The 12,551-nt window shown below is 72.3% G+C and carries 11 protein-coding genes and 1 pseudogene; 5 read left to right on the top strand and 7 right to left on the bottom strand.

Annotated elements, in window-relative coordinates:
• Nucleotides 1-46 precede the first annotated feature (46 nt).
• Together EHO50_RS00195 and EHO50_RS00190 are read right to left on the bottom strand one after the other, a co-directional pair.
• Nucleotides 47-1,681: an ABC transporter ATP-binding protein gene (locus EHO50_RS00195; RefSeq protein ID WP_128427606.1), complete on the bottom strand. Its 1,635-nt coding sequence runs from the start codon at nt 1,679-1,681 to the stop codon at nt 47-49.
• Between the two features lie 40 nt (nt 1,682-1,721).
• Complete coding sequence (locus EHO50_RS00190; RefSeq protein ID WP_004002760.1) at nt 1,722-1,916, bottom strand: hypothetical protein; 195 nt, start codon at nt 1,914-1,916, stop codon at nt 1,722-1,724.
• Between the two features lie 368 nt (nt 1,917-2,284).
• Here EHO50_RS00190 and EHO50_RS00185 point away from each other — a divergent pair, with 368 nt between their 5' ends.
• The 5 genes and pseudogenes from EHO50_RS00185 to EHO50_RS00160 form a co-directional block, all read left to right on the top strand.
• Nucleotides 2,285-2,677 carry an ankyrin repeat domain-containing protein gene (locus EHO50_RS00185; RefSeq protein WP_128428898.1) on the top strand — a complete coding sequence of 131 codons (393 nt, stop codon included), beginning with the start codon at nt 2,285-2,287 and terminating at the stop codon, nt 2,675-2,677.
• Nucleotides 2,678-2,978: 301 nt separating this feature from the next.
• Nucleotides 2,979-4,397, top strand: a complete 1,419-nt coding sequence (locus EHO50_RS00175; protein ID WP_128427604.1) for a HEAT repeat domain-containing protein — start codon at nt 2,979-2,981, stop codon at nt 4,395-4,397.
• A 210-nt stretch (nt 4,398-4,607) separates the two neighbouring features.
• Nucleotides 4,608-5,738 (top strand): glycosyltransferase family 4 protein, encoded by a 1,131-nt coding sequence (locus tag EHO50_RS00170; protein ID WP_128427601.1) that lies wholly within the window; start codon nt 4,608-4,610, stop codon nt 5,736-5,738.
• An 8-nt stretch (nt 5,739-5,746) separates the two neighbouring features.
• Nucleotides 5,747-6,934 carry a glycosyltransferase gene (locus EHO50_RS00165; protein WP_128427599.1) on the top strand — a complete coding sequence of 396 codons (1,188 nt, stop codon included), beginning with the start codon at nt 5,747-5,749 and terminating at the stop codon, nt 6,932-6,934.
• A pseudogene (locus EHO50_RS00160) lies at nt 6,931-7,770 on the top strand (SGNH/GDSL hydrolase family protein); the annotation flags it as partial. The gene EHO50_RS00165 and the pseudogene EHO50_RS00160, both read left to right, overlap by 4 nt.
• A gap of 240 nt (nt 7,771-8,010) precedes the next feature.
• On the opposite strand, the gene EHO50_RS00155 reads toward EHO50_RS00160, so the two are convergent.
• From EHO50_RS00155 to EHO50_RS00135, 5 genes are read right to left on the bottom strand one after another with little or no spacing between them, the layout of a single operon-like run.
• Nucleotides 8,011-8,880: a 5-oxoprolinase subunit C family protein gene (locus EHO50_RS00155; RefSeq protein WP_128427593.1), complete on the bottom strand. Its 870-nt coding sequence runs from the start codon at nt 8,878-8,880 to the stop codon at nt 8,011-8,013.
• Nucleotides 8,877-9,494 (bottom strand): 5-oxoprolinase subunit B family protein, encoded by a 618-nt coding sequence (locus EHO50_RS00150; protein ID WP_128427590.1) that lies wholly within the window; start codon nt 9,492-9,494, stop codon nt 8,877-8,879. Before EHO50_RS00150 ends, EHO50_RS00155 begins: the two co-directional genes overlap by 4 nt.
• Complete coding sequence (locus EHO50_RS00145; protein WP_128427588.1) at nt 9,491-10,249, bottom strand: LamB/YcsF family protein; 759 nt, start codon at nt 10,247-10,249, stop codon at nt 9,491-9,493. The genes EHO50_RS00150 and EHO50_RS00145 overlap by 4 nt, the downstream gene beginning before the upstream one ends.
• A gap of 30 nt (nt 10,250-10,279) precedes the next feature.
• The gene (locus EHO50_RS00140; protein WP_128428897.1) at nt 10,280-11,095 is read right to left on the bottom strand and encodes a putative hydro-lyase; all 816 of its coding nucleotides are present in this window, start codon (nt 11,093-11,095) and stop codon (nt 10,280-10,282) included.
• A gap of 29 nt (nt 11,096-11,124) precedes the next feature.
• Nucleotides 11,125-12,423, bottom strand: a complete 1,299-nt coding sequence (locus EHO50_RS00135; protein WP_128427584.1) for an MFS transporter — start codon at nt 12,421-12,423, stop codon at nt 11,125-11,127.
• Nucleotides 12,424-12,551 lie beyond the last annotated feature (128 nt).

Below are 12,551 nucleotides of genomic sequence, written 5' to 3'. Positions count from 1 at the left end.
GCGGGCGCCGCCCCAGCGGCACGATTTGCCCCCAACTGCGCCGACCTTACGAAGTCTCGGCCACCACAGCGTCCGCCGGCACCGGCTCCGGCGTCTCTTCCGTCTTCTCCAGCCTTCCCAGCGGCTCCGCCTCCAGCGGCGTCGTCCGCGCCGGCAACAGGTCCAGTACCGCCTGCCGGTGGGCCTCGCTGGTGGCGTCGTCGTACGGGTCCGGGGTCGCCGGGACCTGGAGGCGGTGGACCGGGCCCGTGCCCAGGCGGGCATAGCCGCGGCCGGGTGGGACGTCGGCGACCGGGGTGGTGTGCGGGGGAGCGCCCAGGACCGACTCCAGTTGCTGCGCCGTCGCGGGGCCGAGCACGACACGCGCGCGTGTGTGCTGCCGTACGGCATCGCTGAGCGCGTCCATGCTGTCCCACTGGTCGGCCACGACCACCGTGACGCCCGCCGCCCGGCCGTGCCGCAGGGGTACCTGGAGCAGGGACTGCGGGTCCTTGCGGTCGTCCGCGGCGGCGAGGTGGGAGAACGCGGTCGGGCGGTCCAGGAGGATCCACAGCGGGCGCTTGGTGTCCTCCGGCGGAGGGTTGCCGATCTGACGGGCCCGGTTGGTGGCGATCAGGCGTCGCTCCGTCTCCGTAGCGGCCCACTCCAGGCTCGCCAGCGCCCCGGCCAGCCCGCACTCGACGGCCAGGACGCCGTCCCGTCCGATCAGGCAGGCGTACTCGCCGGTGCTGCCGCCCTCGACGATGACGACGTCGCCGTACTGCAGGGCCTGCAGGGCGATCGAGCGCAGCAGGGTCGAGGTGCCGCTGCCGGGCTGGCCGATGACGAGCAGGTGGGGCTCGGTGGAGCGGATGCCGGTGCGCCAGACGACCGGCGGAACGTCGCGCTGTTCCGCGCCGAAGGTGAGGGGGAGCCTGCGCTGGACCTGTGTCGGGTCGGTGAAGCCGAGCACCGTTTCGCCGGGGCTCGTGACGAATCGCTGGGCGGCGACGCCGGTGGGCAGCGGGGCGAGGACGGTGACCGTGAGCTCGTTGCCCTCCTCGTCCCAGGCGAAGTGGTACTCGCGGCCACGGCCGGACTTCGTGGTCAGCAGATGCTCGATCCGCGCGCGGGCCTGGGCCTCGCCGTCGGTGAAGTAGGCCGGGTAGCGGATCAGCAGACTGCTGACGCGTCCCGTGCCGTCGAACTCGTATTCCGGGAAGGCCTTCTCCCACTCGCCGCCGTGGGCGTAGAGCGGTGCAGGGTCCTCGGCGGCGGAGAAGTACGGGACCAGCGCCTCGTACAGCGACCTCAGCCGCTCCGTCTGCGATTCGTCGGGCCCGTCGGGCGTCGACGGCCCCCGGTCGCGGCCCTGCCAGGCTGCCGCCGCCATCAGGGTGATGACGGCGAGCAGCGGCCCGTACGGCACCAGTGCCACGACCAGGATCACCGAGGCCACCAGGAACAGCAGCGGTCCACGCCTGTCCTTGGGGGTGTCGGCCCACTTGCGCCGCCCGGCCGAGGCCAGCCGGCGCAGTCCACGGGTGATCGTGATCAACGGGTGGAGGACGTCGGAGGCGCTGTCGGCCGCCGTCCGGGCCAGCTCCCGGCTTCGGGCGATCTGCGCCCGGGCCAGCTCCCGGTTCCGGGCGATCTGCGCGCTGCCTGTGCTCAGGATGCGGGGGAGGGGGCGGCGGGCCACTGCTGTCTCCTGGTGGTGCGTACGGGCGGGAGAGGCGGCGTCAGAACTGGATGCCGCCCAAAAGGCTTGCCAGGCTCTCGCCGCCGGCCTTGATGCTCGGGGCGATGGCGGTGCTCGCCAGATAGAAGCCGAACAGAGCCGAGATGAGGGCGTGCGACGCCTTCAGTCCGTCCTTGCGGAAGAAGATGAAGACGACGATGCCGAGCAGAACGACGCCTGAGATGGAGAGGATCATGTGAGCGCTCCTGGTTGGTGGGGACAGTCACCATGAGTACTTCCAGGCTCACAGGATGTATCCATACGATAAAAGGTGCAACTGGGTGAAATTCGGCAGATTTCCTTCTGATGGCGGAGTGTCGCTGATCGGATGAGCAGGGCCGTTGCGTCCTGCCGTGTCTGCGATGATCTTTGCCGCGGACGCATCGGGTCATGTGCCGCGCGAGCCAGTACCCTGGCGAATCACTCGTACGGCCGAGACCGCTCGCCGGCCGTACCCGTGCTCCCCGCAGTTCCCGTAGTGCCCGCAGTTCCCGTAGTACCTGTAGTTCCGTAGTGCCTGTGGTTCCCGCAGTCCCCGTGTTCGTAGTGAGAGGCGGTCCGCCGATGACTGAAGCCCCCGACCCCGAGGTCGTGGAGCTGGCGACCAAGATCTTCGATCTGGCCCGGCAGGGGCAGACGGAGGCGCTCGTGGCGTATGTCGACGCCGGTGTTCCGGCCAACCTCACCAACGACCGCGGCGACTCCCTCGTGATGCTCGCCGCCTACCACGGCCACGCCGACGCGGTGCGCGCCCTGCTCGTCCGGGGTGCCGAGGCCGGCCGTGTCAACGACCTGGGCCAGACTCCCCTCGCCGGTGCCGTCTTCAAGGGTGCGACGGAAGTGATCAAGGTGCTGCTGGAGGCCGGTGCCGACCCGGCCGCGGGCACCCCGTCGGCCGTTGACACGGCCCGTATGTTCGGCAAGACGGAACTGCTCGAACTGTTCGGCGTGCACTGAGCCGAGCTTTCTGACCAGCTAAAACACGGAAAACGGGGGAGGCGGTACAGGGCCGCCGAAATTTCGGTCGCGGCAGATGGAAGTGCCGAGTCATCATGACGTCGTGATTCACGGACGCGATGGCTGGGCAGGTGTTGCCGCACCGCGCGGGCCGTGATGCGGTCCGCGAGGGCCACTGACGAGAGGCAGAGGAAAATGGTCTACAGCAAGCAGGAAACGGCGGGCGCCCCGACGTGTTGTCACGCGGCCAGGTGAAGCAAGATCCCCGGTTGCGTCGACGCTTGATGTGAGGCTGTTTCCCATGTTCGAACCGGTCATAGCGCCCAGCGGTACGCTGCTCGGCCTGCTCCAGCGGGGTCGCGGCGACGGCACACTGCACGCGCTCACCGCGCCGCGCGCCGAGGCGCTCGCGGCTCTGAACCACTGTGTGCTGCGGGACCCCCGCCACGACTGGCAGGTGGAGAACCGCTCCCTGTACTACGCCCGTCTCTACCTCGACCTGAACGGCGAGCTGGACGAGATCGAGGCGCACCTCTTCGACGTCGAGGACGCCCTCGACACCGAGGAGTCACGCACGGGCCTGGCCCTGGCCGTCCTCGGTCACCTCGCCTCCTACGGCAGGCGGGACGCCCTCGAACTGCTGCGCAGGTATGCCGCAGCGGGCTCGAACTGGGCCTGGGCGCTGGACGAACTGGCGCTCAGGGACGACGACGCCGGGCTGCGTGCCCTCGCCGCGCCCGTCCTGGCGCGGTTCCCGGCCGATCCCGAGGGCGAGGCCGAGTTGGCCGCCGTCGTACGCGATGCTTTTGAGCCACGGCCGTGGCGGCTGTGGGCCGAGGATCCGCGCGAATCGATCGCCACGCGCGTGCGTGCCGCTCAGGAGGCCGGCTGTTTCGACCGCTGGCAGCGGCAGATGCGACCTACCGGGCCCCGTCCGGGGTGGAGCGTGCAGGCGGTCTTCGAGTGGGCCCAGCAGGGTCTCGAGCGCGGAGCCGCACTCCATGTGCCCGCCGCTCGGTGCCTCATGGCCGTCGCGGGCCCCGAGGACCGGCCCGAGATCGTCGCCGCCGCCAAGGACGGCACCGACGGAGCCCGCTGCACCGCCCTGCGCTACCTCGCCGACAGCAACGATCCGGGCGCCCTCGATCTGATCGAGGCGGCTGTGATCACCGGATCGTCGGCCGTCGTGGAGGCCGCCCTCGACGCCTTCGAGCGGATGCGCAGCATCGCCGCCGTCGACCGCGCGCGTGGCTGGGCCCGACGGCCCGACCCGCTCGGCGCCGCCGCCGGACGCATGCTCGCCTGCCGGGGCGGAGCCGAGGACAAGGACCTCGTCCTGGCCGCCCTACGAGAGGCCGTACGTGGCGACGGCCCCGACGCGCCCACCCTGTGGACCCTCGTCGACGGCACCGGACGGCTCGGCATCGCCTGCGCCGCCCCCGTGCTGCGCCATATCTACCGCGAGACCGCCTCCTCGCATCTACGCGGCCGCACCGCTCGTGCCCTGGCCGCAACCGACCCCTCGTTCCCGTCCGGATTCGCCGTCGAGTGCCTCTGGGACTGCGAGGAGTCCACCCGAGAGATCGCCGCCCGGCACGCGGAGACCGGCGACACGCGGGTGGTCGAGCGACTGCGCCGGCTCGCCGCCGACCCGGCCGAGGAGGACGAGGTCCAGACGGCCGTACGCAGCCGGTTCGGGCCGGACGCGACCACTGGCTGATCACCGGGTTTCAAGGAGGGTGGGACATGTGTTCGGGTTGTGAATGTCGCGGAGATCCGCCTGCCGGGTGAACTCCGGATGACCTGCGGGTCGGGTGCGCATGGACGTGACCTGACCCGCTCGGGGGCGCAGCGGAACGCTCATGGGACGTTTGTCGTTCGGAAAGATCCACTTTGACGCGGCCACGTCCAGTGCGGCGACAACACCGGTATGCGAGTCGTCATCGTGACCGAATCCTTTCCCCCCGATGTGAACGGCGTGGCCCACTGCGCGCTCCAGACCGCCCGACACCTCGTCGATCGCGGTCACGCCCCCATCGTCGTCGCCCCGGCCCCCGCCCCCGGGAACAAGGCAGCCGCCTCTCTGGCGCCCTGCCCCGTCGTCCATGTCCCCTCCCTCCCGCTCCCCGGCTATCCCCAGGTCAGGGTCGCGCTCCCCAGCCGGCGCCTCGCCGCCGCGCTGATCCAGCACCAGCCCGACATCGTGCACCTGGCCAGCCCCTTCGTCCTCGGCGTCCGCGGCATGGCCGCCGCCGCCCGGCTCGGCATCCCCGCCGTCGCCGTCTACCAGACCGACCTGGCCGGATATGCCCGCACTTACATGGGTGCCGGCGAGGCCGCGGCCTGGCGGCGCATACGGTCCGTCCACTCCGCCGCCGACCTCACCCTCGTCCCGTCCAGCGCGTCCATGCGCGATCTCGAGACCCATGGGGTGCCCCGGCTCAAGCTGTGGGCACGCGGCGTGGACACCGCCCGCTTCCGCCCCGAACTCCGTGACGAGGCGCTGCGCCGCGAACTCGCCCCGAACGGCGAGATCATCGTCGGCTATGTCGGGCGGCTCGCCCCGGAGAAGCACATCGAGCTGCTCTCCGGCGTGTGCGGCCTGCCGGGCGTGAAGGTCGTGATCGTCGGCGACGGGCCGAGCCAGCCCGCTCTCGCCGAGGCGCTGCCCGGCGCGGTCTTCCTGGGCCGCCGCGGCGGGGACGACCTCGCCCGGATCTTCGCCTCGTTCGACGTCTTCGCCCACACAGGCCCGTTCGAGACCTTCTGCCAGACCGTGCAGGAGGCCATGGCGAGCGGTGTGCCGGTCGTCGCGCCCGCCGCCGGTGGACCGCTGGACCTGGTCGACCACGGCCGCACCGGGCTCCTGGTGCCGCCGCGCGACGCCGACGCCGTACGGGACGCCGTGCGGGCCCTGGCCGCCGACCCCGCGCTGCGGGCCGCGTACGCGTCCGCCGCACGCGCCACGGTCGAGGGCCGCACCTGGGCCACCATCGGCGACCAGCTCATCACCCACTACGAGGCCGTGCTCAAGGCACGGAGGCCGGCGGTGGCGGTGTGAACACCTCGATGAACACCAGGACGCACACTTCGGCGAACACCTCGCTGCGCATCGTCCGGCTGGCGAACTTCGTCGCCCCCGCCTCCGGCGGGCTGCGTACCGCGTTGCGTGAGCTCGGCAAGGGCTTCAAGCTGGCGGGCCACGACCCCGTCCTCGTCGTGCCGGGCGAGAAGTACAGCGACTGCGAGACCGAGCAGGGCCGCGTGATCACCCTGCCCGGCCCGATGCTGCCCGGCACAGGTGGCTACCGCGTGCTCGTCGACAAGCGGCGGGTCGCGGCGCTCCTGGAGGAGCTCGCCCCCGACCGCCTCGAGGTCTCCGACCGTACGACGCTGCGCTGGACCGGCAGGTGGGCCCGCCGTGCCCGGGTCCCCGCCGTGATGGTCTCCCACGAGACCGCCGACGGTGTGCTGCGCACCTGGGGCCTGTCGGAGAACCTGTCCCGGCGCGCCGCCGACGCGCTCAACGTCCGTACGGCCCACACGTACTCGAAGGTCGTGTGCACCACCGAGTTCGCCGAGCGGGAGTTCGTGCGGATCGGCGCCCGCAACGTCGTACGGGCACCGCTCGGCGTGGACCTGATGAACCGGCGTCCCACCCTGCGCGACGCCGCGCTGCGTGAGACACACGCGCGTGCCGACGAGAAGCTGCTCGTGATGTGCTCCCGGCTCTCCGTGGAGAAGCGGCCCGGCACCGCGCTGGACGCCCTGGAGTCGCTTCGCGGACGCGGTGTGCGGGCGGTGCTCGTGGTGGCCGGGAACGGCCCGTTGCGGGCGCGGCTCGAACAGCGGGCGCAGGAGCGCGACCTGCCGGTGACCTTCCTCGGGCATGTCGCCGACCGCAGCCTGCTCGGCGCCCTCCAGGCCTCCGCCGACATCTGCCTGGCTCCCGGGCCCGCCGAGACCTTCGGGCTCGCCGCGCTGGAGGCCATGGCCTGCGGTACGCCCGTGGTGGCGAGCGCGTCGTCCGCGCTGCCGGAGGTGATCGGCTCCGCCGGGGCCACCGCGGCGGACAACGGGGACGCCTTCGCGGACGCCGTGGAGATGCTGCTCGACCGTCCCGAACGCGAGCGGCGGGAAGCGGCACGCGCGCGTGCCGAGTGCTTCGGATGGGGCACGGCGGTGGACGCCTTCCTCACCGCGCACGACGCGGCGGTGCCGGTGCGTCCCTTCGCGCGTGCGGAGGGGGCGGCATGAGACCGCTCCGCTACGTCGCCCTCGGGGACTCGCTGACCGAGGGGGTGGGCGATCCCGTGGGGAACGGGTGGCGCGGCTGGGCCGCGCTGCTCGCCGGCGGGCTGTCCGAGCCGTCCGCCGAGTTCACCAACCTCGCGGTCAGCGGGGCACAGACGCGGGACGTGCTGGAGACCCAGCTGCCCGCCGCGCTGGCCCTGCGCCCGGACGTCGCGTCCGTCCTGGTGGGCGTGAACGACACGCTGCGCAGCACCTTCGACATAGAGAAGATCGCCGAACGCCTCGACAAGGTCTACGCGTCCTTCACCCGGCAGGGCACGGCCTTGCTCACGGCCTGCCTGCCCGACCCGGGCACGATGCTGGGACTGCCCGCGGTCCTGGGCAACCCGCTGGCTCGGAGGCAGCGGGCCGTGAACACGGTGGTCCACACCTTGTCCGAACGGTACGGGGTGGTGCATCTGCACGCGGTCGACGACGCCTGGATCATGGAACGCACGATGTGGAGCTCGGACCGGCTGCATCCCGGAGAGCGCGGGCACCGGCAGATCGCCCTGCGCTTCCACGCGATGCTGGCGCACAGGGGCATCGCGACTCAGCCGGCGCCCTCGCCCGAGCCCGAGTTCCCGCCGCCCACCAAGTCGGCGAGCCTGCTGTGGCTGGCCACCGCGGGCACCGCATGGGTGATCCGGCGGTGCAACGACCTGCTGCCCCAGCTGCTGCGCCTCGCCGCCACCGAGATGCGGCACCGCGCGAAGGGCACCAGCGGGCGGCTGGACCTGCGTGCGGCACAGGCGGTGTCCAGGGCGCTGGCCTCGCTGTCGGCGCCGGAGCCGATGCCGTCGCCCGGCCATCGGCCGGTGTCGGATCCGAAGACCTTGCCTGAGTATCAGATGCCCTTGCCCGAGCATCAGCCGTCGCCGGAGCGCTGGCCGTCGCCGGAGCGCTGGCCGACGCCGGGGCAGCGGTCCGTGCCGGGGCAGCGGTGTCTGCCCGAAGGGCTGTCGGTGCCCGGACAGCGTTCGGTCCCGGAGCAGCAGCCCGCACCGGAGGCGGCGTAACGCACGCGCGCGTGGCGGGAGTCAGCGACGGCGTACGGCCACGAAGCGGACGGGGGTGCCCGGCACCGCCTGGGCGGCTGCCGGGAGGTCGGCCGCGCGGACGACGGCGATCACCGGGTAGCCGCCCGTCGTCGGGTGGTCGGCCAGGAACACGACCGGCCGGCCGTCGGGCGGCACCTGGACCGCGCCCAGGACGACGCCCTCGCTGGGGAGTTCGCTGGTCACGGCCCGTTCCAGGGCGGGGCCCTCGGTGCGCAGCCCGATGCGGTTGCTCGCGGGGGAGACGCTGTACAGGCGGGAGGTGAAGACATGCACTGCGGCGGGGGTGAACCAGTCGTCGCGCGGGCCCGGCGTCACGCGCAGGACCAGTTCGGCCGGGGGCGCCGGCTGCGGGGCGACGTCCACGCGTGCGTGAAGCTCTGCCGGTTGGCCCAGGGGCAGCACCGCGCCGTCCGTGAGGGGCGGCGGGCCGAGGCCGGACAGGAGGTCCGTGGAGCGGCTGCCGAGGACCGGCTCGACGGCGATGCCGCCGGAGACGGCCACATAGCTGCGTACACCGGAGATGGCCGCGCCTACGTCCAGGAGCGCACCGGCGGGCACGCGCACCGCAGCGCCCCAGGCGACCGGGCGCCCGTCCACCGTGACGGGGCAGGGCGCGCCGCCCACCGCCACGGTTACCGCCGAACGAGGCCGCACCGTGCAGCCGTTGAGCGTGGTCTCCAGGACTGCCGCCTCGGGGGCATTGCCGACCAGCCGGTTGACCAGCGCCGCCGCCGGCCCGTCCAGCGCCCCCGACCGGGGCACGCCGAGGTGGGCATGCCCGGGGCGACCGAGGTCCTGGACGGTGGTGAGCGCCCCGGCGCGTACGACGGAGAGCGCGCGGTCGGTCATGAGCTCCCCACCGGAACGAAGCGCACGCGCGTGCCCGGTGACAGCAACGCGGCCGGCACGCGCGTGTGGTCCCACAGCACGGTGTCCGTGGTGCCGATCAGCTGCCAGCCACCCGGCGACGAACGCGGGTACACGCCCGTGTACGGGCCCGCCAGCGCCACCGCACCTGCCGGTACGGCCGTTCGCGGAGTGGCCCGGCGCGGGACGTCGTAGCGCGGCGGCAGGCCGGTGAGATAGCCGAACCCGGGGGCGAAACCGCAGAATGCGACGCTGAATTCGGTGCCCGCGTGGATCCGGGTCACCTCGTGCGGGCTGACGCCCCAGTGCGCGGCGACCTCGGCCAGGTCCGGGCCGTCGTAGCGGACCGGGAGTTCGACGACGTCACGCGCGTGCGGGGGAGCGGGCGGGACTTCGGCGCTGGTCAGTTCGGAGGCCAGGCGGGCCGGGTCCGTGAGGCCGTCGAGCAGCACGGTCCGGGCCGCGGGGACGATCTCGCGGACCGACAACGAGCCCTCGGTACGGCGCCGAAGCAGCTCCGCGTGCAGTGCCTGGGCCTCCTCGCCCGAGGCCACCTCGACGAGCAGGGCGTCGTCGCCGACGGGCAGCGCCCTCATACGAAGGCCTCCACCCGGACACCCGACTCCTCCAGCCGCGCCCGCACCCGGCGGGCCAGCTCGACGGCGCCGGGCGTGTCTCCGTGCAGGCACAGGGAACGCGCGCGTACCTCGATCTGCGTCCCGGCGCGGGAGGTGACCACGCCCGAGCGGGCCAGGCCCACCGAGCGCTCCACGACGGCCTCCGGGTCGGTGACCACGGCGCCGTCCTGGCCGCGCGGCACGAGCGTGCCCTGGTCGGTGTACGCGCGGTCCGCGAACGCCTCCGTGACGGTTGGAAGTCCGGCCTTGGCGGCCAGCTCCAGCAGCCGAGAGCCGGGCAGGCCGAGCACGGGAAGCGTGGCGTCCGCGAGGAGCACGCCGTCGACGACCGCGCCGGCCTGCTCCTCGTCGTGCACGACGCGGTTGTAGAGCGCACCGTGCGGTTTGACGTACGACACGCGCGTGCCCGCCGCTCGCGCGAAGACCTCCAGGGCGCCGATCTGGTAAGCCACTTCGGCCGCCAGCTCGGCGGGCGGCACGTCCATCGCGCGCCGCCCGAACCCCGCCAGGTCCCGGTAGGACACCTGGGCGCCGATCCGCACCCCGCGCTCGGCCGCCTGCTCGCACACGCGCCGCATGGTGGCCGCGTCCCCGGCGTGGAAGCCGCAGGCGACGTTGGCGCTGGTGACGACGGACAGCAGCCGTTCGTCGTCGGTGAGCTGCCAGCGGCCGAAGCCTTCGCCCAGGTCGGCGTTGAGATCGATCGAGCTCATGGATCCTTCTGTCTCTCGTGTCAGGCGCTTTCAAGCGATGCGGTACTGCTCGTCGCGCGCGTCGGTGAGGAACATCTGGCCCGGTGCGTGCGTGATGGCGAACGGCGGGCGCGAGGCCATCACGGCGGCCTGCGGGGTCACTCCGCAGGCCCAGAACAACGGGATGTCGTCCGGTTCGGCGTCCACCGGATCGCCGAAGTCGGGGCGGCCGAGATCCGTGATGCCCAGCGCCGAGGGCTCGCCGCAGTGCACGGGGCTGCCGTGCACCGCCGGGAGGAGGCCGGTCTCCCGGAGCGCCGCGGCCAGGTGCTGCGGCGGCACCGGGCGCATGGACACCACCATCGGGCCGTGCAGCCGCCCCGCCGGTCGGCACTGGCGGCTGGTCACGTACATGGGGACGTTGCGGCCCTGCTCGATGTGGCGGATCGGGACGCCCGCCTCGGTCAGCGCCCACTCGAAGGTGAAGCTGCAGCCGATCAGGAACGACACCAGGTCGCCGCGCCAGTGCGCTCGCACATCCGTCGGCTCCTCCACCAACTCGCCGTCCCGCCACACCCGGTAGCGCGGCAGATCGGTGCGCAGGTCGGCGCCGTCGGCGAGAACGGTGGACCAGGAACCGGCGTCCGTGACGTCGAGCACCGGGCACGGCTTGGGATTGCGCTGGCAGAACAGCAGCATGTCGTACGCCCAGTCGGCGGGCACCGAGATCAGGTTGACCTGGGTGTGGCCCGCCGCGACCCCGGCCGTGGGGCCCGTGAGGCCCTCCCGGAAGCGGGCGCGCGCGGTTTTCGGGCTCCACGCGTGCGCGTGCTCGTCGACGAGGGTGAGCGGGCGGTCTTCGGTCACGAGGGTGAGCGCGCGGTCCTGCGAACGGTTCACACCAGCTCCTTCCCGCGCGTCTCCGGCAGCCCGAGCAGGGCCAGCGCGGCGATGCCGTAACCGATCGCGCCGAAGACCAGCGCGCCGCCCACGCCCCAGCTGTCGGCCAGGAAGCCGACCGTGGTGGGGAAGACGGCGCCCACCGCGCGGCCGGTGTTGTACGTGAAGCCCTGTCCCGTGCCGCGCACCGCCGTCGGGTACAGCTCGCTCAGGTAGGACCCGAAGCCGCTGAAGATCGCCGACATGCAGAACCCGAGCGGGAAACCGAGCACCAGGAGCAGGGTGTTGGCGCCGTCCGGGATATTCGCGTACGCCAGGATGCAGGCCGCCGACAGCAGCGCGAAGAGCCAGATGTTGCGCCGCCGACCCAGCCGGTCGGTGAGGTAACCGCCGGTCAGGTAGCCGATGAAGGCACCCGAGATCAGGAACGTCAGATAGCCGCCGGTGCCGACCACCGACAGCTCGCGCTCGGTCTTCAGATAGGTCGGCACCCAGGTGGCGAGGGTGTAGTAGCCGCCCTGGACGCCGGTGGAAAGCAGCCCCGCGAAGATCGTCGTACGCAGCAGGCCGGGCTTGAAGATCGCGGTGAAGGAGCCTTTCTCGGCGCTCTGTTCGCGGACGGCCACCGCCTCGGGGGCGTCGTGCACCCGGCGCCGCATCCAGATGACGAGCAACGCGGGCAGAGCGCCGGTCCAGAACATCACGCGCCAGGCCAGATCGTCGTCGGCGAGCGAGAAGACCAGGGTGTACATGATCGCGGCCAGCGCCCAGCCGACGGCCCACGAGCTCTGGATCGCGCCGAGCGTGCGCCCCCGGTGCTTGGCGCTCGCGTACTCGGCGACCAGGATCGCGCCGACCGCCCACTCGCCGCCGAAGCCGAGACCCTGGAGGGCACGGAAGACCAGCAGCGTCTCGTAGTTGGGCGCGAAACCGCAGGCGACGGTGAAGACCGCGTAGGTGATCACGGTGATCATCAGCGCCTTGACCCGGCCGATCCGGTCGGCCAGCACGCCTGCGAGGGCACCGCCGATCGCGGAGACCACGAGCGTGACGGTGGTGAAGAGGCCGGTCTGGCCACTGTCCAGGCCGAAGTACGCGGCCAGCGCCACCATGCTCAGCGGCAGGGTGAAGTAGTCGTACGAATCCAGGGCATACCCACCGAAAGCGCCCGCGAAGGCGCGGCGGCCGCGCGGTCCCAGTGCGCGCAGCCATGCGAACGCGCCGTCGTCGGCGGCGCGTTCGTCAGTGGTGGGGTGGGCGTCTGTCAGAGCCTGCGGTGGAGGGGTCGTGCTCATGGGCACCTCGCAGAGGGGGGACGGAGGGTGCGGAACTGAGCTGAACGGTGAGCAGTAAGGTAGAGGATCGTTGAACGATCCTTCAATACCCGTGTTGTTTCGTTCTCGTGTCTGCGGTTGAATTCCGG

This window comes from Streptomyces cyaneus (assembly GCF_004028635.1).
GTDB lineage: Bacteria > Actinomycetota > Actinomycetes > Streptomycetales > Streptomycetaceae > Streptomyces > Streptomyces cyaneus.
Note: the sequence above shows the minus strand (reverse complement) of the source record. Positions and strands in the feature narration are given on the sequence as shown.